The sequence below is a fragment of the Actinomyces sp. S4-C9 genome, from assembly GCF_000758775.1.
GTDB classification, from domain to species: Bacteria; Actinomycetota; Actinomycetes; order Actinomycetales; family Actinomycetaceae; genus Gleimia; species Gleimia europaea.
In genome coordinates, this window is record NZ_JRMU01000007.1 from 42,578 (window position 1) to 66,652 (window position 24,075).

General features: G+C 57.4%; 21 protein-coding genes and 2 tRNA genes. 7 read left to right on the forward strand and 16 right to left on the reverse strand.

Annotated features, from left to right (window positions below):
* Positions 1-97: 97 nt before the first annotated feature.
* From HMPREF1628_RS03705 to rimP, 10 genes are all read right to left on the reverse strand, one after another.
* Positions 98-2,413 (reverse strand): polyribonucleotide nucleotidyltransferase, encoded by a 2,316-nt coding sequence (locus tag HMPREF1628_RS03705; RefSeq protein ID WP_034508027.1) that lies wholly within the window; start codon positions 2,411-2,413, stop codon positions 98-100.
* A 202-nt stretch (positions 2,414-2,615) separates the two neighbouring features.
* Positions 2,616-2,885 carry a 30S ribosomal protein S15 gene (rpsO, locus tag HMPREF1628_RS03710; RefSeq protein WP_034508030.1) on the reverse strand — a complete coding sequence of 90 codons (270 nt, stop codon included), beginning with the start codon at positions 2,883-2,885 and terminating at the stop codon, positions 2,616-2,618.
* Positions 2,886-3,047: 162 nt separating this feature from the next.
* On the reverse strand, positions 3,048-4,034 hold the full coding sequence (locus HMPREF1628_RS03715; RefSeq protein WP_034508192.1) for a bifunctional riboflavin kinase/FAD synthetase: 987 nt from the start codon (positions 4,032-4,034) through the stop codon (positions 3,048-3,050).
* A 45-nt stretch (positions 4,035-4,079) separates the two neighbouring features.
* Positions 4,080-4,295 (reverse strand): hypothetical protein, encoded by a 216-nt coding sequence (locus HMPREF1628_RS08820; protein WP_084703195.1) that lies wholly within the window; start codon positions 4,293-4,295, stop codon positions 4,080-4,082.
* Between the two features lie 20 nt (positions 4,296-4,315).
* Complete coding sequence (gene truB / locus HMPREF1628_RS03725; protein ID WP_052038844.1) at positions 4,316-5,287, reverse strand: tRNA pseudouridine(55) synthase TruB; 972 nt, start codon at positions 5,285-5,287, stop codon at positions 4,316-4,318.
* A complete protein-coding gene (rbfA, locus tag HMPREF1628_RS03730; RefSeq protein ID WP_034508034.1) occupies positions 5,284-5,709 on the reverse strand; it encodes a 30S ribosome-binding factor RbfA in 426 nt (141 codons plus the stop codon). Before rbfA ends, truB begins: the two co-directional genes overlap by 4 nt.
* A gap of 95 nt (positions 5,710-5,804) precedes the next feature.
* The gene (gene infB, locus HMPREF1628_RS03735; RefSeq protein ID WP_198030394.1) at positions 5,805-8,642 is read right to left on the reverse strand and encodes a translation initiation factor IF-2; all 2,838 of its coding nucleotides are present in this window, start codon (positions 8,640-8,642) and stop codon (positions 5,805-5,807) included.
* Positions 8,643-8,748: 106 nt separating this feature from the next.
* The gene (locus HMPREF1628_RS09280; RefSeq protein ID WP_083309296.1) at positions 8,749-9,069 is read right to left on the reverse strand and encodes a YlxR family protein; all 321 of its coding nucleotides are present in this window, start codon (positions 9,067-9,069) and stop codon (positions 8,749-8,751) included.
* A gap of 26 nt (positions 9,070-9,095) precedes the next feature.
* Complete coding sequence (gene nusA / locus HMPREF1628_RS03740) at positions 9,096-10,139, reverse strand: transcription termination factor NusA (protein WP_034508037.1); 1,044 nt, start codon at positions 10,137-10,139, stop codon at positions 9,096-9,098.
* Between the two features lie 10 nt (positions 10,140-10,149).
* Entirely contained in the window at positions 10,150-10,635 is a 486-nt protein-coding gene (gene rimP, locus HMPREF1628_RS03745; RefSeq protein ID WP_052038845.1) for a ribosome maturation factor RimP, read from the reverse strand.
* A 62-nt stretch (positions 10,636-10,697) separates the two neighbouring features.
* On the opposite strand from rimP, the gene HMPREF1628_RS03750 reads away from it, so the two are divergent.
* Positions 10,698-11,843 (forward strand): hypothetical protein, encoded by a 1,146-nt coding sequence (locus tag HMPREF1628_RS03750; protein ID WP_034508043.1) that lies wholly within the window; start codon positions 10,698-10,700, stop codon positions 11,841-11,843.
* Between the two features lie 24 nt (positions 11,844-11,867).
* Here HMPREF1628_RS03750 and HMPREF1628_RS03755 read toward each other — a convergent pair.
* Positions 11,868-11,941, reverse strand: a tRNA-Ile gene (locus HMPREF1628_RS03755).
* A gap of 126 nt (positions 11,942-12,067) precedes the next feature.
* On the opposite strand from HMPREF1628_RS03755, the gene HMPREF1628_RS03760 reads away from it, so the two are divergent.
* Positions 12,068-12,571, forward strand: coding sequence for a hypothetical protein (locus HMPREF1628_RS03760; protein ID WP_156956867.1), 504 nt, complete (start codon positions 12,068-12,070; stop codon positions 12,569-12,571).
* A gap of 68 nt (positions 12,572-12,639) precedes the next feature.
* Positions 12,640-12,711, forward strand: a tRNA-Asn gene (locus tag HMPREF1628_RS03765).
* A 136-nt stretch (positions 12,712-12,847) separates the two neighbouring features.
* Here the strand turns inward: HMPREF1628_RS03765 and dnaG are convergent.
* Together dnaG and HMPREF1628_RS03775 are read right to left on the reverse strand one after the other, a co-directional pair.
* The gene (dnaG, locus tag HMPREF1628_RS03770) at positions 12,848-14,806 is read right to left on the reverse strand and encodes a DNA primase (protein WP_034508046.1); all 1,959 of its coding nucleotides are present in this window, start codon (positions 14,804-14,806) and stop codon (positions 12,848-12,850) included.
* Between the two features lie 34 nt (positions 14,807-14,840).
* The gene (locus tag HMPREF1628_RS03775) at positions 14,841-16,115 is read right to left on the reverse strand and encodes a deoxyguanosinetriphosphate triphosphohydrolase (RefSeq protein ID WP_034508048.1); all 1,275 of its coding nucleotides are present in this window, start codon (positions 16,113-16,115) and stop codon (positions 14,841-14,843) included.
* Positions 16,116-16,183: 68 nt separating this feature from the next.
* On the opposite strand from HMPREF1628_RS03775, the gene HMPREF1628_RS03780 reads away from it, so the two are divergent.
* Complete coding sequence (locus HMPREF1628_RS03780) at positions 16,184-17,512, forward strand: hypothetical protein (protein ID WP_034508050.1); 1,329 nt, start codon at positions 16,184-16,186, stop codon at positions 17,510-17,512.
* A 41-nt stretch (positions 17,513-17,553) separates the two neighbouring features.
* On the opposite strand, the gene HMPREF1628_RS08625 is transcribed toward HMPREF1628_RS03780, so the two are convergent.
* Genes HMPREF1628_RS08625 through HMPREF1628_RS03795 form a run of 3 tightly spaced genes read right to left on the reverse strand, consistent with a single transcriptional unit; the run spans position 17,554 to position 21,012 of the window.
* The gene (locus tag HMPREF1628_RS08625) at positions 17,554-18,399 is read right to left on the reverse strand and encodes a type I 3-dehydroquinate dehydratase (RefSeq protein ID WP_084703197.1); all 846 of its coding nucleotides are present in this window, start codon (positions 18,397-18,399) and stop codon (positions 17,554-17,556) included.
* Complete coding sequence (gene dusB / locus HMPREF1628_RS03790) at positions 18,374-19,579, reverse strand: tRNA dihydrouridine synthase DusB (protein ID WP_034508209.1); 1,206 nt, start codon at positions 19,577-19,579, stop codon at positions 18,374-18,376. Before dusB ends, HMPREF1628_RS08625 begins: the two co-directional genes overlap by 26 nt.
* A 44-nt stretch (positions 19,580-19,623) precedes the next feature.
* Positions 19,624-21,012: a glycine--tRNA ligase gene (locus HMPREF1628_RS03795; RefSeq protein ID WP_034508053.1), complete on the reverse strand. Its 1,389-nt coding sequence runs from the start codon at positions 21,010-21,012 to the stop codon at positions 19,624-19,626.
* 170 nt (positions 21,013-21,182) lie between these two features.
* Between HMPREF1628_RS03795 and HMPREF1628_RS03800 the strand changes: the two genes are divergently transcribed.
* From HMPREF1628_RS03800 to HMPREF1628_RS03810, 3 genes are read left to right on the forward strand one after another with little or no spacing between them, the layout of a single operon-like run.
* Complete coding sequence (locus HMPREF1628_RS03800) at positions 21,183-22,322, forward strand: metal ABC transporter substrate-binding protein (RefSeq protein ID WP_232219372.1); 1,140 nt, start codon at positions 21,183-21,185, stop codon at positions 22,320-22,322.
* Positions 22,319-23,140 carry a metal ABC transporter ATP-binding protein gene (locus HMPREF1628_RS03805; RefSeq protein WP_034508056.1) on the forward strand — a complete coding sequence of 274 codons (822 nt, stop codon included), beginning with the start codon at positions 22,319-22,321 and terminating at the stop codon, positions 23,138-23,140. The genes HMPREF1628_RS03800 and HMPREF1628_RS03805 overlap by 4 nt, the downstream gene beginning before the upstream one ends.
* Positions 23,133-24,071 (forward strand): metal ABC transporter permease, encoded by a 939-nt coding sequence (locus HMPREF1628_RS03810; protein WP_034508058.1) that lies wholly within the window; start codon positions 23,133-23,135, stop codon positions 24,069-24,071. Before HMPREF1628_RS03805 ends, HMPREF1628_RS03810 begins: the two co-directional genes overlap by 8 nt.
* Positions 24,072-24,075 lie beyond the last annotated feature (4 nt).

The following is a 24,075-nucleotide window of genomic DNA, read 5'->3' on the forward strand; positions in this document are numbered from 1 at the left end:
CAAACAAGACAACAAACCCAATCATATAGGGAATAAAAAGAGGCATAAACAAAGCGCGGGGAATGCAACAGCACTCCCCGCGCTTCGCTAGACGCTATTAGTCGTCCTGGCCCTTACGCGTACGCGTGCGGGGGCGACGACGGTTGTTGTTCGAGCGGCGGCGCTCCGAGCGCTTCTCTTCGCGCTGTTCGCCATCTTCCTCGGCCTCATTAGCAGTCTCAGCCGCTTCGCCTTCAATAACCGCGTGTAGCGAAAGCTTGCCGCGATCATCAACCTCAGCGATTTCAACCTCAATCTGCTGGCCAACCGAAAGTACGTCATCAACCGAGTCAATGCGCTTGCCACCTACGAGGCGACGAACCTGGCTGATGTGGAGCAGGCCGTCCTTGCCCGGGGTGAGCGAAACGAACGCACCAAACGAAGTAGTCTTAACGACCGTACCGACGTAACGCTCGCCAACTTCTGGAAGCTGCGGGTTTGCAATGGCATTGACCATGTCACGAGCCGCATTTGCAGCCTCGCCGGTCTCGGCGCCAATGTAAACCGTGCCGTCGTCCTCAATGGTGAGGTCCGCACCGGTGTCTTCCTGAATCTGGTTAATCATCTTGCCCTTCGGGCCAATGACCTCGCCGATCTTCTCAACCGGAACCTGAACCGAAATAATGCGTGGTGCAAACGGCGACATCTCATCCGGCTCAGAAATAGCCTGGTTGATGAGATCAAGGATCACGAAACGGGCCTCACGAGCCTGCGCCAATGCTTCCTTGAGCACCTGCGAATCGATGCCATCAAGCTTGGTATCAAGCTGCAGAGCCGTGATGTAGTCGCGAGTACCCGTCACCTTGAAGTCCATGTCGCCAAAGCCATCCTCAATACCGAGGATGTCGGTTAGCGTAACGGCCTTCTGCTCACCATCTACCTCACCGGTAATGAGGCCCATTGCGATACCCGCAACCGGGGCGCGCAACGGCACACCGGCCTGCAGGAGCGACAGCGTGGACGCGCAAACCGAACCCATCGAGGTCGAGCCGTTCGAGCCGAGCGCCTCCGACACCTGACGGATCGCGTACGGGAAATCCGCACGCTTTGGAATAACCGGAACGAGGGCGCGCTCCGCAAGCGCACCGTGACCGATCTCGCGGCGCTTCGGTGAGCCTACACGGCCCGTCTCACCCGTGGAGTACGGCGGGAAGTTGTAGTGGTGAATGTAGCGCTTGGACTGTAGCGGTGACAGGTTGTCCAGCTGCTGCTCCATGCGGAGCATGTTCAACGTGGTAACGCCCATAATCTGGGTTTCACCACGCTGGAACAGAGCCGAACCGTGAACGCGCGGAAGCACCTCCACCTCGGCTGCAAGCGAACGAATCTCCGTTGGAGTACGTCCATCAATACGCTGACCGTGACGGAGCACGCGGTCACGCATGAGCTCCTTCTCAATCGCGCGGAAGGCGGCCTTTAGATCCTTCTCTTCCTCTTCTTCGAACTTCTCTGCAAGGTCCTCAAGCATCTTCTGTTGGATCTCGTCGATGCGATCCTCGCGCTTAAGCTTCTCTGCAATCGTGAGAGCCTCGGACAGATCAGACTCAACAGTGGCCTTCACAGCATCGTAGTGCTCATCCTGATAGTCGAGGAACAGCGGGAACTCAACGGTTTCCTTACCGGCCTTCTGCGCGATCTCAAGCTGGGCCTCACACAGCTGGCGGATGACCGGCTTCGCGGCCTCAAGGCCGTCAGCAACAACATCTTCCGTCGGAGTAGTGCCACCATTTTCGATGAGGTCAATCATCGAGTCGCCGCCACCGGCCTCAACCATCATGATCGCAACATCGCCGTCAACAACGCGGCCTGCAACCACAATGTTGAAAGTGGAACGTTCCATCTCGGAATAGCGCGGGAACGCAACCCACTGGCCATCAATCAAAGCCAGGCGCGTACCACCGATCGGGCCAGAAAACGGTAGACCCGAAATCTGCGTGGACAGCGAAGCGGCGTTGATCGCGAGGACGTCGTACGGATCCTGCGGGTTCACAGCCAGCACGGTACCTACAACCTGAACCTCGTTACGCAGGCCCTTCACAAACGCGGGGCGAAGCGGACGGTCAATCAGACGACAAGCCAAAATGGCTTCCTCGCCCGGGCGCCCCTCGCGGCGGAAGAAACCACCCGGGATACGACCAACCGCGTACTGGCGCTCCTCCACGTCAACCGTCAACGGAAAGAAATCAAACTGGTCACGCGGGTGCTTACCAACCGTCGTGGCCGAAAGAATCGTGGTCTCATCATCCAAGTACGCAAGCGCGGAGCCTGCGGCCTGGCGAGCCAAACGGCCCGTTTCAAAACGAATCACGCGCTTGCCGAACTTACCGTTATCAATCACGGTTTCGACTGCGGTGATGTCATCTCCCTCCATCATGGGAAATCTCCTTTTCATTAGAGACTGCCCCGGACCGGCCTTCGATTGAGACCCACGGAAAACAATCTCCGGAAGCCACTACCGAGGACCGCGCTCCAAGCGGCAGTCCAACCATCTTCAAACTGTAGGGCGCTAGGCGCGCCAAAATATCCTGATACGGAAAAGATGGCCCGGCTCCCAGCGGGAGTCGGGCCACCAAACGCTATCGACGCAGACCCAAACGGGCAATCAGCGCGCGGTAACGCTCAATATCAACATCGGCTAGGTAGCCGAGCAGACGACGACGCTTACCAACCAGCAGCATAAGACCGCGGCGGGAGTGGTGATCGTGCTTGTGCGTCTTAAAGTGCTCAGTGAGGTCACGAATACGCTGCGTCAAGAGCGCAATCTGAACCTCGGGCGAACCCGTGTCGCCCTCGTGAGTTGCGTACTCTTTGATGATCTGTTCCTTGACATCCTTAGAAAGGGCCATGGGTTCTCCTTAATAATCTCGTTGCACGGCGCTCCGGGGCCTGTTCACCCGGGCATAACGCGTCCGTGGCCGATTCACGGCAACCTTTACGATACCATGCGCCTGGTCGACATCTGGAGTTGGCCTCAGGTTCTGTGCCTTTTACGCCGTGATATTAGACACCTAACCGGCCGTAACAGCGCTTGGATCCACCCGGCCCGCAACCGCTACACCCAAAACGGATGCGGACTCGCGAATGTCCTCATCCATTTGCTCAAGGAGTTCTTCAACTGAATCGAACTTCTTCATGCCGCGCAAACGCTTAACAAACGAAACCGCGATCTTCTCGCCATACAGGTTCAAATCCGAACGGCCTAGCACGTGCACCTCAACGGTGCGATAAACCCCATCAAACTGGGGATTCGTGCCCACCGAGATAGCCGCCGGCAAGAACACGCCTGCGGGCGCATCCGCCACCTGACGAGTAAGCCAGCCAGCATACACCCCATCTGCCGGGATCACGCCATCGCAGTCTTCCTCCAGATTTGCAGTTGGAAAACCCAGCTCGCGGCCTCGCTTATGCCCATGCTTCACAACGCCTCGAATTCTATGCGGACGCCCGAGAACCCGAGCGGCCTCGGCCACCTCGCCCTCCTGCAACAGCTCACGCACCCAGGATGAAGACCAGCGTGTGCCGTTCTCATCGACGATGTCGGGAAGCCCTATCACGTCGAAGCCAAACTCTTCGCTCAGACTTCGCAGGGTTGAGATGCTGCCGGAATTCCCGGCACCGAACTTCATATCCTCGCCAACCACAATGCCCTGCACACCCAGAGCCTTGCTTATGTTCGAGATGAACTCACGCGGGGTTTGTGAATAGAGAGCCTCGTTGTAGTCGAGCACCAGCGTTGCATCAATACCGTACCCGGCAAGCGCGTCAAGGCGGTCTACCAGCGTAGTGATGAGCTTCAGATTACGCCCCGGACAGTGTACCTGCACCGGATGTGGGAAGAAGGTGATAGCCACTGCGAGCGCGTCCTTCTTGCCTGCAAGATCCGCACACATGCGAATCAGCTGTTGATGGCCGCGATGAACTCCATCAAAATTTCCGATCGTTACAACCGTGCGCAATCCTTCGGGTACTTGTGCAAGACCACGCCACACACTCATCACCATGAGTTAAAGCCAACTCCCCAAAATGGTAGGAAAACTAGACTACTTTGCCTGTTCTGGTTGCTTGCGACGTCCGCATCCGCAACCACCGCCACCATGACCGTGTCCACCACCGTGGCCATGCCCATGACCGCGACCTTTACCACCGCATCCGCAGCCGCCACCACCGTGGCCTTTACCACCGCATCCGCAGGTCTTCTTCTCTTGGTCCGCGGCAGAGATGTCGCGTAGCCCCAGCTCGTTCATCGGATTATCCATGGGTTTACCTCCATCAGTTTTCACAGTGGGTCCGTGGAAAATACAAGCACAGGTTGATACTTCTTTCCACTTCTCTTCAAAAGCGCCCGCACTTCTCCCTTCCACGTGCAAGCAGTTATCTGTCCGTCGGGAGTGCGCACTTCGACCTTTGTCGCGTTACCGTGGCGCATCGCCTCGGCCTCGGATTCGGTAAGTTCGATGCTCTCAAACTGCTGGCTTGCTGCTTTTGTCAAAGAAAGCACGTCAATCGGATGCGGGTCCTCTTCGCACTGGTTGGAGACAAAGCTGGCGAGCCGATCTAACGTGACAGCATCATCGAGCGTCCACTTCCCCACCCTGGTGCGTCTAAGCACGGTTAGATGCGCTCCGGTTCCAAGTATTTCTCCAAGGTCCCGGGCAATCGCCCGTACGTAAGTGCCGCTGGAACATTCAACCACCAGATCGAACTCCAAAACGGGTGTGCCGTCACTAAGCCGGGTTGGCATCAAATCCGAAGTGCGTTGCAGGCGCGAAATCACAACCGGGCGCGCCTGTAGTTTCACAGTTTTACCCTCGCGATGCAGAGCGTGAGCACGCTTGCCGCCAACCTTGATCGCCGATACCTTAGCCGGCACCTGCATGACCTCGCCTCGCATGGAGGCAAGCGCCTCGTCAACCCTCTCGGCGCTCAGATCGCGAGCCCCCTGCGCAGAAATAATCTGTCCGTCAGCGTCATCCGAATCAGTTGCTGCGCCAAGCAACACGCGCGCGCGATACTGCTTGTCTGCCCCGGTAATGAACGTCAGTAAACGGGTTGCCTTCCCAATTCCAAGTACGAGGACGCCCGTGGCCATCGGATCAAGAGTGCCCGCGTGCCCGACCTTACGGGTTGCTGCCAAGCGGCGCACCGCCCCAACCACGTCGTGACTTGTTACGCCCCGGGGCTTGTCCACGATGAGGAGCCCATCAGCCGCGCTTACCTGGGCGCGAGGCATATCCAGCCGCGGTTTCACTCTTCCTCAGCGCTCTTGTACGGATCCTCTTCGCCAGCATATTTGGCGTTCTTAGCGGTTCGGGCAAGCTCTTCGTCAGCCTTACGCGCCTTTAGCAGGGCCTCTTCAATATCGGCTGCCGCCTGCGGCAAACTATCAGCCTGAAAATCAATAGTTGGAGTAAGGCGGATACCGAGGGCCTTGCCTACCTCCGAACGGATAAGCCCCTTAGCAGACTCCAGTGCCTTTGCACTCTTCACCGCCTCGTCCGCCGAACCCAACACCGTGTAAAAAATCGTGGCGTGCTGCAAATCGCCCGTCACTCGAACATCAGTTACCGTCACAAAACCCAAACGCGGATCCTTAATCCGACGTTCAAGCAAACGAGCTACCGTCTGCTGAATCCGATCCTCCACCTTACGTTGGCGATTAATATCAGCCACTGCGGCCTCCTCAAAAATAGAACCGGCCTCAAATTTAGCAAAATAAACCGGCTCCCACCTTTTTGGGCGGGAGCCGGCACTACTTGGAAATGGCGTTAGTCGCGTGGTTTCTCGCGCATCTCCCAGGTTTCGATGGTGTCGCCAACCTGAATGTCCTTGTGGCCAAGCGTGATACCACACTCGTAACCCTCGCGGACCTCGGTGACGTCATCCTTCTCGCGGCGAAGCGATTCGATCTTGAGGTCTTCTGCAACCACAACGCCATCACGGACGAGCCGTGCGCTCGTGTTGCGCTTGATGATTCCCTTACGAACGATCGAACCAGCAATATTGCCGAACTTACCAGACTTGAACACCTGCAAGATCTCGGCAGTACCAAGCTGAACCTCTTCGTAAATCGGCTTCAGCATGCCCTTGAGCGCGGCCTCGATCTCTTCAAGCGCCTGGTAGATGACCGTGTAGTACTTGATCTCCACGCCCTCTTCATCGGCCAGGCTTGCAACCTGCTCATTCGGACGAACGTTGAAGCCAATAATGACAGCGTCATCAACCGTTGCGAGGTTAACGTCGTTCTGCGTAATCGCACCAACACCGCGGTGGATGATGCGCAACTGGACCTCTTCACCCACATCAATCTTGAGTAGCGAATCTTCAAGCGCTTCAACAGCGCCCGAAACGTCACCCTTGATGATGAGGTTAAGCGTGTCAACCTTGCCTTCCTTGAGCACCTTATCGAAGTCCTCAAGCGTAACGCGCTTACGCCTGCGAGCCAGCTGAGCCTGACGCTCTGCAGACTCACGCTTATCCGCAATCTGACGCGCCGTACGGTCATCCGGTGCAACTAGGAACGAGTCACCAGCTCGCGGCACGGACGTTAGGCCAAGAACCTGAACCGGACGTGCCGGACCTGCCTCCTGAACCTCATTACCCCACTCGTCAAACATCGCACGCACGCGCCCATAGGACGAGCCTGCAACAACGGCATCACCAATGCGTAGCGTTCCACGCTCAACCAGCATCGTTGCAACCGCCCCTCGACCACGGTCAAGGTTCGCTTCAATCGATACACCGCGAGCATCCGTATCCGGATTCGCTTCTAGGTTGAGGGCCGCATCAGCGGTAAGTAGAACCGCCTCAAGCAGGTCGCCAATCCCCTTGCGCTGTTTTGCGGATACATCCACGAACATGACGTCGCCGCCATACTCTTCAGCAACGAGGTTGTATTCGGTGAGCTGCTGGCGGATCTTATCCGGGTTCGCAGTATCCTTATCAACCTTGTTTACCGCCACAACGATCGGCACATCAGCGGCCTGCGCGTGGTTGATCGCCTCAACGGTCTGCGGCATAACGCCGTCGTCGGCTGCGACAACCAGGATCGCGATATCCGTTACCTGAGCGCCACGGGCACGCATTGCTGTGAAAGCCTCGTGACCGGGCGTATCAATGAACGTGATCAAACGATCGGTGTCGTCATGCTTCACGTGTACCTGGTACGCACCGATGTGCTGGGTGATGCCACCGTGCTCGCGGTCCACAACATCCGTGTGACGGATGGCGTCAAGGAGCTTGGTTTTACCGTGGTCAACGTGACCCATGACGGTTACAACCGGCGGACGCGGAGCGAGGTGCTCCACGTCGTCAAGCTCTTCAGCTTCAAGATCAATGTCGAACGACTCAAGTAGCTCGCGGTCCTCATCCTCTGGGGACACAACCTCAACCTTGTAGCCGATCTCTTCACCCAAAAGTGTGAAGGTGTCTTCATCCAGCGACTGCGTTGCGGTTGCCATCTCGCCCAGGTGAAGCAAAACGGTTACCAGCGATGCGGGATTCGCATCAATCTTCTCCGCTAGATCGGCAAGCGAGGCACCCTGACGGATGCGAATAGTCTGGCCGTTGCCGCGTTGAATCTGCACGCCGCCAATGACGGGCGCGTTCTGCTGTTCGAACTCTTGCCTCTTCGCGCGCTTCGACTTGCGTCCCCGCTTACCGGTTCCTCGACCAAATGCGCCCTGCGTTGCCCCACGGCCACCACGACCACCACGCGGAGGCGCAAACATTGGCGGCTGCTGGCCGAAGCTAGGAGCCTGCGACTGGCGCGAGCCGGAACGGTTAGAACGCCTGCTTTGACGGTTTCCACGCTCGGGAGCGTTGTTTCCGCCCGGCTGTCCCAGTGTGGAATGACCCGGCATCATCATGGGCGATGGACGAGGCCCGCGCCTCTTACCACCGCGTGCCGGAGCCGCCTCGGATGCGTTGCGTCCGCCCCGCTGACCGCGTTGCGGCTTATCATTGCGGTCTGCGCCGCGGCCACCACCCGGACGAGGCATTCCCTGCTGCGAAGCGAATGGGTTATTGCCTGGGCGCGGTCCCGGACGGGGCATTCCCTGCTGGGTTGCAAACGGGTTATTGCCCGGACGCGGTCCCGGACGGGGCATTCCCTGCTGCGAAGCGAACGGACTATTACCGGGGCGCGGCGTTGCCTCATCCTTAGGCTTTGCCTCTTCTGTCTTCTTCTCAGCTTCAGACTCTGCAGGCTGAGGCGTTGCCTTCTTCGCATTCGGCTTAGCGGTCTTTGCCGGACCGGGGATGACATCTGCCGGACTTGGCGCCGGCGTTTCAACCTTCTCGGTCTTTAAAGTCTTAGCCTTGGGCTTTGCCTCAGCCTTCTTAGCCTTTTCTTCCTTGGCTTCAGTCTTGGGCGCAGATTTAGTCGATTTTGCCGACTTTGCCGGCTTATCGGCCTTAGCTGGCTCCTTGCTTTGCTCAGATTCGAGCTTAGCGCCAAGGGTCTTGCGAACTCTTCTAACAACCGGAGGTTCAATAGTCGACGAGGCCGACTTTACGAACTCACCATTTTCCTTCAAGTGCGCAAGAAGTTCTTTACTCGTGATTCCGAGCTCTTTCGCGAGCTCGTGTACACGCAATTTTGCCACAACTCTCCTGTTCAGGTCCGCCCCGAACAGGACGGACGTCTATTTCTGCTGGCAGCTCATCGCTGGGTACTCATCGGGTGCCCATCAGCTTCCAACCCGCTTCCATTTACTCGTCCACAACGCGCTCCCTGCGCGCTGGTTGGTTTTCTTCTCGAGCGGAAATATCTATCGAGAAGGAAACACGGCTTCTGCTCCCAGGCAAACGAAGCGCGCGGTTAAACGCCTTCTTCTTCACTGCCCGATCTAGACAGGATTGCCGAGGATGAATCCAGGCTCCTCGCCCGGGCATGCTCCGGCGCGGGTCACTAACAACACTTCCAAGGGCCTCACTGTAAACGCAGCGAAGCAACTCGTTAGGAGTTGCTACTTCCCGGCACCCTACGCACGTTCGCCGCGGTGCATCCGCAAAACGGCTACGCATAAGCATGCTTCCTGTTAAGCCTATCGTTATTTTCAGTCCGTTGGTTCGATATTTTCTGAGCCCTGCCTCACGTCAGGGCGCGAAATGTCGCCAGTCACGACCCCCAGGCCGGCCTCGGTATCAGAATGAATGTCGATATGGAAGCCGGACAGACGCGCGGCAAGACGCGCATTTTGACCCTCCCTGCCAATAGCGAGGGAGAACTGGAAGTCAGGCACAATCACTTCCGCATTCTTACCCTCGAGGTCGGTAATTGTGACCGAAGATACTCGCGCGGGAGACAGAGAGTTAGCAACGAAGCGAGCCGGATCAGAAGAGTAATCGACAATATCTATCTTCTCGCCCTGCAACTCGGTCATCACCGCACGCACACGCCTACCCATGGGGCCAATGCAAGCACCCTTAGCGTTCACACCCTCACGTGTGGCCGCAACCGCGATCTTGGTACGGTGACCGGCCTCGCGCGCAACGGATTTGATCTGCACAAGACCCTGCTGGATCTCTGGAACCTCGCGCTCAAACAAGCCCTCAACCAGGGCGGGGTGGGTGCGCGAAACCGTGATCGCAGCACCCTTCTCTCCGCGAGAAACATCCACCACGTAAGCGCGTAGCACGTCACCATGGTTGTAAACCTCACCCGGGACCTGTTCGGACTGGGGAAGACGAGCCTCAAACTCGCCCACGCGTAGCATTACGAAAGCCGGATTGCGCTGCGCCTCCACGGTGCCAACCACGACTGAACCCGTACGGCTACGGAAGTCGCCGAGCACCTTCGAATCCTCGGCCTCGCGCAGCCTCTGTGCAATCACTGAACGAGCGGTGGCAGTAGCGATGCGCCCAAACTCCTTAGGAGTGTCATCAAACTCGCCGATCGGATTGTCTTCCTCATCAAGCTCGGTTGCCATCACGGCAACCTTGCCGGTACGCTGATCAATCTCAATGCGGGCCTGATCCATTGCCCCGGGCATCTTGTGATAAACCTTCAGCAAGGCTTCCTCAATCGCGGCAACTAGCGTGTCGCCATCAATTTCAAGCGAGGCACCCACTTCCCGGAGTGTACGCATATCGATTTCCACGGGGAGCCTCCTACTTACCTAGTGAACCGAAGTCAACGCGCGAATGCGCCTTCGTGATCTTATCAAGAGCTACGGTCTCTTCGCGCTCAGGCTTACCTTTTTTACCCGCGATGCTAAGCGTCACACTTTGATCGTCGGAGCCGATCACTCTACCTTTTAAGCGTTCACCATCTTGCGTTTTGATCTCCACCAAGTGACCGATGCAGCGTGAGAAGTGCCGCGCAGTTTCGAGTTTGCGCTCGGCGCCCGGCGTTGAAACCTCAAGCGTGTAGGCACTTTCAATCGGATCGGCCTCGTCCATAGCCGCCGAGATTTCACGCGAGACCTGGAGCACGTCGTCGGCATCCACCGACCCCGCGCCCTCCTTCAAGTCAACCGTCACCCGCACCAAGGGTTCCTTACCCCTAGTTACAGTTACCGATTCCAAGAACAGATCTGCACGGCTCACAATCGGAGCTACGAGCGCCTCAATCCGAGCCTCGATGGCTTTTGACATCATTCTCCTTAAAGAGCGGGACTGGTTCGAGCCTGAGCCCTCAATCAGACTATTATGCACACATGCCTTCAATAACGCACGAATCCGCGGCTGGCGCGAAGATCGACACGAAAACTCAAGCTCTCGCTTCGAAACGAATTGTAGTCCCAATCTTCGCTGCCACAATCGCCGCCGCGTCCCTAACCGGCTGCACGGGCGTTTACATCGAGCAAGACGGACCGCAACTACCGAACGTTCCCGAGTCCCAAGAGGTGTTCCAACAGCTTGTTCGCAACGAAACCGCGATACTCGACAGCCTCGCGCAACCAGGCGAGGACTGCAAGGCATGCATGGATTTTGCCGCAGAACTGGATGAAAAATCGAAGCAACGCAGCGAACTACTGGGCGGGCTATGGGATCCGTGGGGAGAGAATGTGCCAGATGGCGCTCCCCTGCCCGATCCCGTGCCCCAGGCAAGCAGCACGTGGGCCGAACTCACCGACTTCATCATTGGTACCGCCACCGCCGATCTCGCAGCCGCCACCGAACTCGACTCCAAAGGCGATCAGCTGGCCGCCGCCTCCGTGGCTGCCGGAAGGCTGGCCGATGGCCTCAAATTGGCGAACCTGCTTGAAGTCCAACCCACCCTCCCGGCTTTTACCCCCCCTAAGGCTGAACCTCGCAAAGACGTAGCAGGCCGCTCCGACCTCAAGAATCTTGGAGAAGTGGCCGCACAATGGGACTGCGCTGCGCAGTGGATCGCTTATTACGGGGCCGGCGATGACGCGGATGGGCCTTCCGCTACAGAGGTAACGGCCCGCGCGCAAGTAGACGACCTAGTTGCTTTTTCGCAACGCGCAATCAACGCTGGAGCGCCGGATCAGCGCACCCTGTCATGTTTAACGCCTGCTAGCGAAGGGGATGAGACGGGGCTTAGCGGCGCGGAGAACGAACTATTTGCCACTAACCTGGCGTTCTTGGTTGACCGCCCCTACCTCATCCTGCCTGGCGAGGATGACGCGCAGTATCCGCTTGCGTTCGAAGCACTCACCGCCCAGTTGGCGTCGTGGGTAAGCATTGGGAATGTTCCCGCAACGCCGGGGGTTACCGAAGCTGCGGAGCAAAAGCAGGCACCAACCGAACCCACGCAATTTGCGCCGTTCTACAACACGGGTGAGGAAGGCGAAAGAATTGCCCCGTTCTACAACAAGATTGGCGAAACAAAATAAGCGCGGGACAAGCCCGCACAGAAGTGCCCCGACCGGGGCTCGAACCCGGGACCGACGGATTATGAGTCCGCTGCTCTAACCGACTGAGCTATCAGGGCCTGGGTAAATCATGCCAGCTAGGCGAATCTGAATCAAACCAATCATGACGGCCACCGCGGGCAGCTTCTCACGAGGTGATGAGACAAATGCGTGGTTACCGTACAGTGAAGGATATGACTCCAGCTATGAAATTTAAGCTTCCGAAATCCTTAGTAAACGCACTGCACGCGAGCTTCTTAACGAAGACGGACGCCAAGCGTCCCGCTATCGAGCTTGTGAACGGAGCCTGGCTACTTCTGGCGAATCTCGGCCCTGTGGTGGTGACGGACGAACACGTAGCTTTTATTGGCCACTGGCATGAGATCCAGCACGCGGTGTGGGAAGCGAACAGCCAGATGCTCATCATCCGCTGGGTAGATCCCACCCGCGAACCTTGGCACGGCGTTACCGTAGAAGACGATGTGCGTCGATTCATGTCGCAGCTCGAGGAGTTCATCGAGTACACCTATATTTCTACCGCCTCGCGTAAAACTGCAGATGGAACGTGGATCCGCGCATCCATTCGACGCTCTAGCAACGGCAATCTTTTTTCAACGCTAACCGCCGGCGGTGATCTAGGTAACGAGGGCGAAAAGCTCGCATTCGAACTGGAACGAAACCTGCGTGAATCTGTTGGATTAGAGCGGTAAATAGACCGATTCAATCCCGATTTGGCACGGGGCAAAAAAGTATGTAGAGTGTATCTCGCGCTAAGCAATCCCGCGTAGCTCAACGGCAGAGCATTCGACTGTTAATCGAACGGTTGCTGGTTCGAATCCAGCCGCGGGAGCAAACAAAAGCCCGCCCCAAAAGGCGGGCTTTTCCTATTGCCTGATTATGACCGATCGCTACGAGAACGCAGTCTTCCTAATCACCGAGCTACATCGCGAGTTTTCGGCGGGGATGACTACTAACAAGGCAATCGGTTACAGCTCCTCTGTGAGCGCGCGCCGCTTTTCTTCCAGGCGCAGTAGCTCACTGAACGCGGCCTGGTACTCGTTAGAGTCAAAAGAATAGCGACCGAGCGAGGCCTTTAGCGAGCCGATCTGACGATTAAGTCCATTGCGCACCAGCGCACGAACCATCCCAAAACAGTAATCGCGAAGCCGATCCGGATCATCCTGCGGTAGTGGCGCCACCGCAAGCTGCGTGATTACCTTCGCAACCACCTCACTGCCCGACTCGATCAGGCTCTGATTCCAATGCGCTGTGGCTCTGCGCGTAGCCTCAACGCCTACCCCGACCTCGGCCTCGGTGATTTGCAGATAATCCATATAGGAGGCCAGCCCACCGCCTGCTCGGATCGCGTCATGAACCGCGCGGTAGGCCGGCGTTGAGAAAGCATCTCCATCAAGCTCGTCGAAACCTGAACCCGAAACGTAGCCCGGGTACTGTACGATTGCCTCCAATGCCTGTCTCTCCAGACGCACAATCGGATCAGCCTCATTACCAATTCGCATTGGAGTAGGAGCGCCTTGCGTAGGCGCTCCATGGCTGCGCTCAAGCCGCGGGTCGAGGCGGCGGGCTCCCCTGCTAGCCACCGACACGGCATGCAAAACCTCGCGCACATCCATGCCCAGCCAACCGGACAGCTGACGCGCGTACTCACGTTGCAACGCGCGATCGCGAATGCCCGCCACAATCGGAGCGCTTACACGAAGCCCGTGTACACGCCCCTCAGCAGTAGTGAGGTCAACCGAAGCAAGCGTTGAGCGAATAACAAACTCGAACAGTGGCACGCGCGATTCAACCATCTCGATCAACGCCGCATCGCCCTTGTTCATGCGTAGATCACAAGGATCCATTCCGGTGCGTTCCACGGCGACGAACGTTTGCGTAGCGAAACTTTGGTCCTCGCCAAATGCTCGCAGAGCGGCCTTCCGGCCTGCCTCGTCCCCATCGAAAGTGAAGATCACCTCTCCCCCCAGGCTTAGGCCCGATGAGAGTTGCACCCCCGCAGCCGGATTAGCCACGTCGCCCAACAGACGGCGAATGATCTTCACGTGCTCTTCACCAAAAGCCGTGCCACAGGTAGCCACGGCAGTATCAATGCCAGCCAGGTGCGCGGCCATTACATCCGTGTACCCCTCCACGATCACTACCTCGCGCTTTTTCGCGATGTTGCGCTTAGCAAGATCTAGCCCGTACAGCACCTGAGACTTGTGATAGATGGGAGTCTCTGGCGTATTTAGATACTTCGGCCCCCGATCATCCTCATGCAATCTGCGCGCACCAAACCCGATGGTCGCACCTGTTAGGTCCCGGATTGGCCAAATCAGGCGGCCGCGAAAACGATCATAAATCCCTCGATTACCGTTACTGGCCAAGCCCGCCTTCACTATCTCTTGATCCTGAAAACCGCGCGAGCGAAGCAGATTTGTGAGGTTATTCCAGCCTTTAGGTGCGTAGCCAATGCTGAAGGTAGCGGCCGCGTTTTGGTCAAAGCCGCGCTGGGCCAAGAATTCGCGGGCAATCTGAGCCTCTGGCGAGGACAGGGAGCGGATGTAGAACTCCTCTGCGATCTTGTGCTGATCAATCAAACGTTGGCGCCGGCCGAACTCGCCCGGTCCCTTCGCCCCTTCCTCGTAGTGGAGCGTGATGCCAGTCTTTTGCGCAAGGTGTTCCACGGCCTCCGTAAAGCTTAAATGGTCAACCTTTTGCAAAAACGCGATCGCGTCACCGCCCTCGCCACACCCGAAACAGTGCCACAGGCCCAGGTGGGGGCGGACGTGGAATGACGGCGTCTTCTCATCATGGAATGGGCACAGCCCCTTCATTGATCCGGTTCCCGCGGGGCGAAGAGTCACGTAATCATTAACGATGTCCTCAATTGCGGTGGCCTCGCGAACCTTCGCGATGTCCTCTTTCCGAATCAGCCCAGCCATGCCTTATATCCTAATCATTCGCGCAAAGGGGCGCTTACAGGTGAAGCGTATCGAACATGCCACAAAGTGAAGCGTGCATGCGTGCCGCCGAAAGATCCGTGAGTGAGGCCACCTGATCAATCACAATGCGCAAACGAGCGTTATCATCCGGCGTCTGGCGCCAAAGTGAGGCAAACGGCTCTTGCAGGTGGCGCCCCGATGTTTCATACAGAATGTGCACGAGGTCCACCAGCACACCGCCCTGGTGGTGATACGACCCCTCCATCTCGCGCGGAGCCATCACGTAGTGCGCGGCAATCCCCTTCAGCAGCATGATCTCGGTTGCCGTCTCGTTGGGGACAACCAGATCCGCGTCATACCTTCCCAGCCCCTCCCCGCGCTGGCGACCAGCCGCGCCGCGCGTGGCCTCAACCGCCTCGGAACAAAACTTTCCGATTAGTTGTGACGTCATGTCCTTCAAACGCGCGCTGTCCGCATACGTGCCATCGAACGAAGTGAGCCAGTACGGCATCGCCAACAAGCGTTCGCGCGCCGCCTGCAGGTGCGTTTCTTGTAAATCCTTGTCGTACCACTCGCGCGTACGCTCCACTACGTTCGCGAACGCAGCGTCATCGCGCAACTCTTCGAGGGGTAGTTTGCCGGTCATCACCGCGTCTTCAACGTCGTGCACCGAGTATGCGATGTCATCTGATAGATCCATAATCTGCGCTTCCAAGCAGCTACCCATCGCTCCCGAACGCATCCAGTCAAATGACTCCCGATCATCTTCGTAAACCGAATACTTCCGAGTTGAATACTTTGGATCTGGCCCTTCCGAGCGAGCCCACGGGTACTTACAGATCGCGTCCAACGACGCACGCGTCAAATTCACGCCGCGCGGCTCGCCAGCCTCGCCAACAACCTTCGGCTCCAAACGAACCACCAGGCGGAAGGTCTGCGCGTTACCTTCAAAACCGCCCACGTCCCCAGCAATCGAATCGAGCGCCTTCTCGCCATTGTGTCCGAATGGCGGATGGCCTAAATCATGCGCCAGGCATGCAGCATCCACAATATCTGGATCCGCCCCCAACTCCTTGCCGATCTCTCGACCAACCTGTGCTACCTCCATCGAATGTGTAAGCCGGGTGCGAACAAAATCGTCCGAAGCTGGGCCAAGAACCTGGGTTTTCTCGCCCAACCGACGAAACGCAGCTGAATGCAGGATTCGCGCACGATCGCGCTCAAAATCGGTTCGATTGGGCGACTTCGGACGCTCTTTCACAAAGCGTTCGCGATCAAAGTCAGAATACGCATGTCTGGTAACACTCACGGGCCAATCATATCGACAACAACAAGCAACCTTTTCTAACCAACGCACTTCTTTGGCACAATAGAGCCATGAGCACTGAGCAGGCACCTTCACATATTCAGAAAGAAACCGCGAGAGCGGTTCAAAACTCGCGGTATGTGCGCACGCACCTCATTCACAGGCGCTCACCTCTACCCGGCTCCTGGTGGCACGCTCCCGTCATAGCTGAGATTCCCGGCATCATCGACAAAGCCGGCGCAAAACCTCTTGCCTCCATCATGCCCACCATTAAAGAAACCGGTTTCGACGGCGTAGTGTTTCGCCCCGCTCTACTCGATTTTTACACGTCCAAGGTCTACCTGGATCAGATCATCGAAGCTGGCAAGCAAGCCGAACTGCGCGTCATTGTGCGCCTCTCTGGTGGCGACTACGCTCCTGACCTGACCCCGTCTCTCAAACCCTTCTACGGGGCCGAAGAGTCTACCGCCACCACCATCACGAGAGCCCGCGAAGCGCTCAAGAGCGGTGCGGATGGCATCGACTTGGGTCGTATCGCAGAAAACCCGAATCTACCTGGCGCGAAAGAGCGTGACAAGGAGTTCTCCGATCTCGTTCGCCTCCTCATGTTCGAACTGGCAGATTTCTCTGAAGAAAAGATCCTTGTTGCGGAAGCGCGCACCGAACTGCATGAGCAATACCAGTACCACTTGCAGGAAGACTGGATCCACAACTTCATAGATAACCGTCTTCAACGCGCGCCATTCTCGGATGCAGCCATCATTGAGGCAATCGAAGAATCCCTCTTTGAAAGAGACAAGATTGGTGTTCCCCCCGTCTGGAAAGCCATCAACTCCCGCCTCATCATGGAACCCGACCGGCCCAACAACTACCCCGGTTCCTGGGAAGATGACACCAATACCACAAGGCGCTCTTCGATGCGCATCATCATGGCGTCGTTGCCCGGTGCTATCTACCTGCCTTTCGGCTTTTCTGGCGGGCACGTTACATACAAGGGTGTAGCCGTGCGACCCCTACCTCCGATTAACTCCATCGAAGAACGCCGCCTTGCCCACACACAGCTGGCGTTACGGCTACGAAAGAAATACGACCTGGGCAACGCCAACCTCGCGTGGGTCAGCGGACTGCCATGGCAAACTCCAGGCGTCGGTGTATTCACCAGCGGCAGTGTCATGTGTGTATTCAACACGTCAAACGAAGACGTGTTCGTGCCCCTAGAAAACGAGCTATTGCTCCGCTCGGATTCCACTCGCGAGTGGGCTCTGCCCGGCGCCGAAACCGTTCTAAGGACCGGACCGCCGCAAATTTTCTCCACCGCTGAACGCGAGGAGCAAAACACCCTCACACCCGGCACCACCGCCTGGTTTATACCACCCGTTGTAAAAGCCTCCAACAGGTAGGACAAAGAACGCGGGCGCCTAGATCAAAAGCGGCGAGGACACTAGTGCGTGCTCAAGCACCCCGTTGCCGCATCGAACGCCACCAGCGCGTCCACGCCGATCTGCCCCGGAGCGGAATCCTCACCGAGAGAACTAAACGTTGCTACAGATCCAAACTTTGCAGCAAACGCCCGAGTGAACACGCCCGGCTCCCCCATTGAAACCGCAATCACGGGTACCTGCGCAAACGTATCCACAAAATGCCGCGCACATGCCGCCAGTCGCAATGAATCCATCACCGAACCCGGCATGTATGCGACCTTCACTAAGCCGGCGCCGTGACTGCGAACATCCACATCGTCATCAGCGCCATCTAGGAACTGCTCGAACCACCCCAGCAGCTCACCCTGCATATGGCGCAAGCTGGCAACAACCTCGTCTGCACCCGGCGTAGCCCCAAAATCATGGTTTGATATCACCACTGGAACCCCCGCTTCGAAAGCGCTGAACGCCACGCGACGACGCTGCTCCAAGCCATACTCCACGTCAAGCAGGTCCGCCGCCTCGGCCTCTAAGACCGCGAGCGCCACGCGCTCATAGTCTGCAACCGCTCCGCGTCCTCCTTGCTCTTCAGTACGGAATGTAGCGAGGATCGGCAGGTCTGTCTCGCGGCGAAGGACCTGTGCGCACCCTGCGATTACCGGGTTGGAAATATCGCTTAGGTGGTCTACTCTCCACTCCACCAGGTCCGCACCACTGTCTGCAACAGCACGGGCTTCCTGCGCAAGCTCAGATGCATTCTTACCCATCAGCGGCGCGATAATCGCCGCCCGATCTCCACCCAATTCAACGTTTGCGGCACGCACCTTCATTTGCGCCATCTCAGCCCCCATCTGCAACCGCCTCATCAGCTACAACCTGTGCACGTTCTGCGTCTTGAATCACCTGCGAATCCAGCCAACCGTGCGGCAGATGAGGACGCCGTTCGTGTCCCTTCCGGCCACGCGGCCCCTCCGCTGACTTCGGGCAGGGCTGATCCAAGTCCAAGCTGTTCAAAAGCTCATCGAGCTCATCCAAGCTACTCACGCGCCCCAGCTTCAACCGGGACTCGCCACCTACTTTGTAGCCGCGCAAATACCAGCCAATGTGTTTGCGCATGTTCCTGCACGCGTCAAACTCAGAACCAAGATGCTCAGTCATCAACAGCGCATGCTCACGGATAATCTGTGCAACGGTACGCAAATCCGGGGCCATCTTAGGAATACCCGCGCCCGTTAAGTCCGAAGTGATGTCCGTGAACAGCCAGGGCCGGCCCTGACAACCGCGGCCGATCACCACTGCGTCGCACCCCGTCTGTTCCATCATTGCGCGCGCGTCCTCGCCCTTGAAAATATCTCCATTGCCCATGACTGGAATCGAGATCGCTTCTTTGAGGGCGGCTATCGGCTGCCAATCTGCCTTACCCGCGTAATACTGGGCCTGCGTGCGACCGTGCAAAGCAACTGCGGCCACGCCACTGCGTTGGGCAATAATGCCGGCATCCATATAAGTCGAGTGCTGATCATCAATACCGATACGCATCTTCATCGTTACGGGAACGTCTCGGCCAACCAGTTTTGAACCTTTTTCAGCGCCGGCCACAACCGCCTTCAAAATGTCTTCCAGTAAGTCCCGCTTCCACGGTAGGGCTGCTCCCCCGCCCTTGCGAGTAACCTTGGGCACCGGACAACCAAAGTTCAGATCAATATGATCCACAAGGTCGCGCTCTACAATCATCTGCGCGGCCCTACCCATCGTGTCTGGATCAAGCCCGTACAGTTGAGCCGAGCGCACCCTATCGGACGGGTCGGGCTCAACCATGCGCCAAGTCTTCGGTGAGCCTTCCACCAGGGCACGCGCGGTAATCATCTCGCAAACAAACAGTCCTGCAGGCGCATCAACGCCCTTCTTTGCCTCATCAAGCTTGCTTGCCAGAGCCTCACTCAGCCCGCGCTCAGCGTGCTCCCGACACAGCCGGCGAAACGGAACATCCGTGACGCCGGCCATGGGGGCTAAAACAACCGGGGTCCACAGATTGATAGGACCAATCTGTAGACCACCGGAATTCGTACTTGCTACCAAACCTGTGTCCGTTAGCTGATCGGCAGACGCTGCGCGAGGTATGCCTCGACCTCGTCTAGCGGAATACGAACCTGTTCCATGGTGTCGCGGTCCCGAATCGTCACCGCGTTATCCTCTAGCGTGTCGAAGTCGTAGGTGATGCAGAAAGGTGTCCCGATCTCATCTTGGCGGCGGTAACGACGCCCCACAGCGCCAGCGTCGTCGTACTCAACGTTCCAGCGGCGACGCAGTTGCATAGCGAGCTTACGAGCCGGCTCCGTGAGTTGCTCCTTGCGCGAAAGCGGCAAAACTGCTGCCTTCACCGGAGCCAAACGCGGATCCAGCTTCAAAACCGTGCGCTTGTCAACGCCGCCCTTAGTGTTAGGAGCCTCGTCCTCGCAATAGGCCTCTACTAGAAACGCCATAAGCGAACGAGTGAGGCCAGCAGACGGCTCCACGACGTAGGGTGTCCAACGCTCGTTCTTCTGCTGATCGAAGTAGTCAAGCTTGGCGCCCGACTCCTTCGAGTGAGTACCAAGGTCATAATCAGTGCGGTTTGCGATACCCTCAAGCTCGCCCCACTCCGAGCCCTTGAAGCCGAACGTGTACTCGATGTCTACAGTGCGCTTTGAATAGTGCGACAGCTTCTCTTTCGGGTGTTCGTAAAGGCGCAGGTGGTCACGGTTGATACCAAGATCTACGTACCAATTAATGCGCTCATCAATCCAGTACTGGTGCCAATCCTCATCCGTGCCCGGCTCTACAAAGAACTCGAGCTCCATCTGCTCAAACTCGCGAGTGCGGAAAATGAAGTTACCCGGCGTGATCTCGTTACGGAACGACTTACCAATCTGCGCAATACCAAACGGGGGCTTCATGCGCGAGGTAGTCATGACGTTCGCGAAGTTTACGAAAATGCCCTGCGCGGTTTCTGGACGCAAGTAGTGCAGTCCAGTCTCATCATCCACGGCACCCAGGTAAGTCTTCATGAGGCCCGAGAATGCCCTCGGCTCCGTCCAGTTACCCCGGTTACCACAGCTTTCACACGCCACCATGTCGAGCGTAACGTCAGCCTCCTCAACGCCGTTCTTCTCGGCATAATTCTCGATCAGCTGATCCTCACGCTGCCGCTTGTGGCACGAAAGGCACTCTACAAGTGGATCGGTAAAAGCCGTCACGTGGCCAGAAGCATTCCACACTGCCGTTGGCAAAATTACCGAGGAATCCAAGCCAACAACGTCGTCACGCTGGCGAACCATGCGTGACCACCACTCCCTCTTAATGTTTTCTTTAAGCTCGACGCCGAGCGGGCCGTAGTCCCACGCTGAACGCGTACCTCCGTAGATCTCACCGGAAGGGAACACGAAGCCTCTACGCTTAGCAAGGTTAATTACGGAATCTAGACGCGACGGGTTTGCCATTTTTCTCCTTGAGTCATGCGCACCTGGCTGGTGCGTTTCACTATTCGCAATCACGAATCATCTCAAGTTTAGTTGGGTTTGCTGAAATATCGAAAGCACCGACCCTAGTTGGCGTTGCATTGCGTCACATTGGGCGCTCGCGCTTGATCCACAGCAAAGCGATAGCGATAATGGTTGTCATGAACATTCGTAAGAGTTTGATTGCAGTAGGCGCCGCGTCCGCACTGGCCCTAGCTGGTTGTTCCGCCAGCGCGACCAAGGACAGCGGCATGAAAGACAGCAGCGACCCGCTCGTTGTTAAAGCATCGTTTTATCCGCTTCAGTACCTGGTTGAGCAGATTGGCGGCGACCTAGTATCCGTCGATTCGCTTACTCCCCCAGGAACCGACGCTCACTCCCTCGAGCTATCTCCAAAAACCGTCTCCGAGCTATCCGGCGCCGACGCCGTTGTGTACCTGCGCGGCTTCCAGACCGCAGTTGACGAGGCTGTAGACCAGGCGAAGCCAAGCCACGTCCTCGATGTCACCGAAAGCGCACAACTGATGGAAACGGGTGCGCATCACCATCACCACCATGATGATGAAGCCGACCACGACCATGAGGGCGAGGATCACGAACACGAGGCAGCGGGGCACGACCACGAAGCCGAAGGCCATGAAGAAGGCCATGAAGGTGAAGACCACGACCACACCTCCGAACCGCATGAAGCCGACCACGACCACGAAGCCGGTCACGAAGAAGAAGAGCACGACCATGACCACGAGGGCGAAGGCCACGACCACGAACACAACATGGCTGGCGATCCGCACTTCTGGCTAGACCCGGCGCGCATGGAGCAAGTTGCCAAGCAGATCAACGAGTTCCTGGCTGAAACCGATCCCTCGCACGCGCAAGAATACGAGAAGAACACAGAAACCGTAGTTTCCAAGCTGAAAGATCTGGATAAGTCCGTGACGAGTAGCTTCGGAAACTGTGCCCTCGACACCTTCGTGGTTTCACACGAAGCATTCGGCTATCTTGCCGCTAAGACGGGACTACACCAGGTGGGTGTTTCTGGACTTGAGCCCGAAGTGACCCCCTCGCCTCAACGTCTGAAAGAAATCAGCGACGTGGTGAAAGAAAACGGCGTCAAGGTTATCTACGCCGAAGCCAATGTGTCCCCGAAAGCCATTGAAGTTCTAGCACACGACCTGGGTATCGAAACCCTAGTGCTCGACCCGGGTGCCACACAGAACGATCCGGACGTAGACTACTTGCAGATAATGACCAAGAATCTTGACAACCTCAAGAAAGGCCTCGACTGCAAGTGAGTTTGCAAAACACCAAGCAAGAGTCGCACCACCCAGGTGCGGCTCTTGCCGTATATACCCACCATCTGCACGTCGCGTATGACACGAACGTCATCCTGCACGGCCTCGATATCGAAATCCCCGTAGGCCAGTGTGTAGCAATCACGGGAGCAAACGGATCCGGCAAATCCACATTCGTGAAAGCGCTTATGGGTTCGGCTCCCGTAACCGAAGGCGATCTGCAAATTTTTGGCAAGAATGCGCGGGGCAAAGGCCTGTTTAGCCGAGACGCCGTTCCATGGAACCGAATCGGATACGTCCCCCAACGTCCCTCCGCCGCCTCCGCGGTCTCATCCAGCGCCCTTGAAGTTGTGCGATCCGGACTGCTCGGGCCTAAACAATGGTGGTATGCAGCCGGCTCCAAGAAGATTGCCGAGGATGCACTTGGGCGCGTCGGCCTTTTGCACCGGGCACAAACCCCCGTACAGGAGCTCTCTGGCGGCCAGCACCAGCGCGTGCGTATCGCAAGAGCACTCGCCCGTGACCCTGAACTACTAATCCTTGACGAGCCTCTAGCCGGCATCGACCGGCACTCTCAAGAAAAACTTGCCGGGCTCATCGGGCAGGCCAAAGAACGCGGAAAAACCATCGTGCTGATCCTGCACGAGCTCGGCCCCATCGAACCGCACATCGAGCGGATCATTAACCTTGCCTCCGGACACGTCACCTTTGATGGTCCCGTTGGCGAGGCGCCTCATATACACGCCGCAGAACACCACCACTTCCCGCATCCAGAAGACATCGAGATCGACATTTACAGTGGAGGCAACGATGAATAGTGCAATCGCCCCCGGCCTCATCAGCGAACTGGGCACCATGCTGTCCTCACCACTCATGCAACGCTCGTTCATCGCGGCTATTCTCGTAGGCCTTGCCGCCCCCGTAGTTGGCACCTACCTCGTGCACCGGCGCCTGGCCATGCTTGGTGACGGCATCGGTCACATCGCCCTTACCGGTGTGGCTCTCGGCTGGCTTGCCGGAACCGCAATGGGCACCATGGAGCCCGAAAGTTATGCCCTACCCGGCGCTTTCATCATCTCCATACTCGGAGCCGTCACCCTCGAAGTGATCCGCATCGCCGGACGCACCTCGTCCGACGTGGCGCTGGCCATGCTCTTCTACGGCGGTATTGCCGGAGGCGTGCTCCTCATGGGCATAGCCGGAGGAACATCCTCACAGCTAAACTCCTACCTCTTTGGCTCCATTGCGACCGTCACCAACTCTGACATTTGGGCGATCACCATCCTCACCATCATCGTGCTCCTGATAGGCATCGGTCTAGCTCCCGCACTGTACTCCGTATGCAACGATGAAGAGTTCGCCCGTTCCACAGGTCTACCCGTAAATCTCCTCAACCTCATCATCGCGATCATGGCCGCAACAACCGTGGCCGTGGCCATGCGAGTTGTGGGGGCACTACTCGTCTCCGCCCTCATGATCGTTCCTGTTGCAATATCGCAAATCCTGGTACGCTCATTTAGGTCAACAATGGCTCTAGCAATGGTGATAGGCATGCTCACAACGGTCAGTGGACTTACGATCACGTACTTCTACAACCTGTCTCCCGGCGCAGCCATCGTTGTACTTGCAATCCTCATCTACGCCATCGTCTTCCTTGCCCGCCCGCTCATCGACCGCGTTCACGGCAAACGCAAAGCCGTAGCCAAGCCGCCCACCGTCATGCACCCCGAACGCCAACAGCAAAGGTAGACTC

What these genes read in the sequence shown, in the direction of transcription:
- rpsO (WP_034508030.1), bottom strand. Translation starts at nt 2,885, where the DNA reads ATGGCCCTTTCTAAGGATGTCAAGGAACAGATCATCAAAGAGTACGCA.
- HMPREF1628_RS03795 (WP_034508053.1), bottom strand. Translation starts at nt 21,012, where the DNA reads ATGGCAAACCCGTCGCGTCTAGATTCCGTAATTAACCTTGCTAAGCGT.
- dnaG (WP_034508046.1), bottom strand. Translation starts at nt 14,806, where the DNA reads ATGGCTGGGCTGATTCGGAAAGAGGACATCGCGAAGGTTCGCGAGGCC.
- HMPREF1628_RS03800 (WP_232219372.1), top strand. Translation starts at nt 21,183, where the DNA reads ATGGTTGTCATGAACATTCGTAAGAGTTTGATTGCAGTAGGCGCCGCG.
- HMPREF1628_RS03810 (WP_034508058.1), top strand. Translation starts at nt 23,133, where the DNA reads ATGAATAGTGCAATCGCCCCCGGCCTCATCAGCGAACTGGGCACCATG.
- HMPREF1628_RS03750 (WP_034508043.1), top strand. Translation starts at nt 10,698, where the DNA reads ATGCCTTCAATAACGCACGAATCCGCGGCTGGCGCGAAGATCGACACG.
- HMPREF1628_RS09280 (WP_083309296.1), bottom strand. Translation starts at nt 9,069, where the DNA reads ATGCTTATGCGTAGCCGTTTTGCGGATGCACCGCGGCGAACGTGCGTA.
- rimP (WP_052038845.1), bottom strand. Translation starts at nt 10,635, where the DNA reads ATGTCAAAAGCCATCGAGGCTCGGATTGAGGCGCTCGTAGCTCCGATT.
- HMPREF1628_RS03705 (WP_034508027.1), bottom strand. Translation starts at nt 2,413, where the DNA reads ATGATGGAGGGAGATGACATCACCGCAGTCGAAACCGTGATTGATAAC.
- HMPREF1628_RS08625 (WP_084703197.1), bottom strand. Translation starts at nt 18,399, where the DNA reads ATGAGGCGGTTGCAGATGGGGGCTGAGATGGCGCAAATGAAGGTGCGT.
- HMPREF1628_RS03780 (WP_034508050.1), top strand. Translation starts at nt 16,184, where the DNA reads ATGAGCACTGAGCAGGCACCTTCACATATTCAGAAAGAAACCGCGAGA.
- HMPREF1628_RS03760 (WP_156956867.1), top strand. Translation starts at nt 12,068, where the DNA reads ATGAAATTTAAGCTTCCGAAATCCTTAGTAAACGCACTGCACGCGAGC.
- HMPREF1628_RS08820 (WP_084703195.1), bottom strand. Translation starts at nt 4,295, where the DNA reads ATGGATAATCCGATGAACGAGCTGGGGCTACGCGACATCTCTGCCGCG.
- HMPREF1628_RS03715 (WP_034508192.1), bottom strand. Translation starts at nt 4,034, where the DNA reads ATGAGTGTGTGGCGTGGTCTTGCACAAGTACCCGAAGGATTGCGCACG.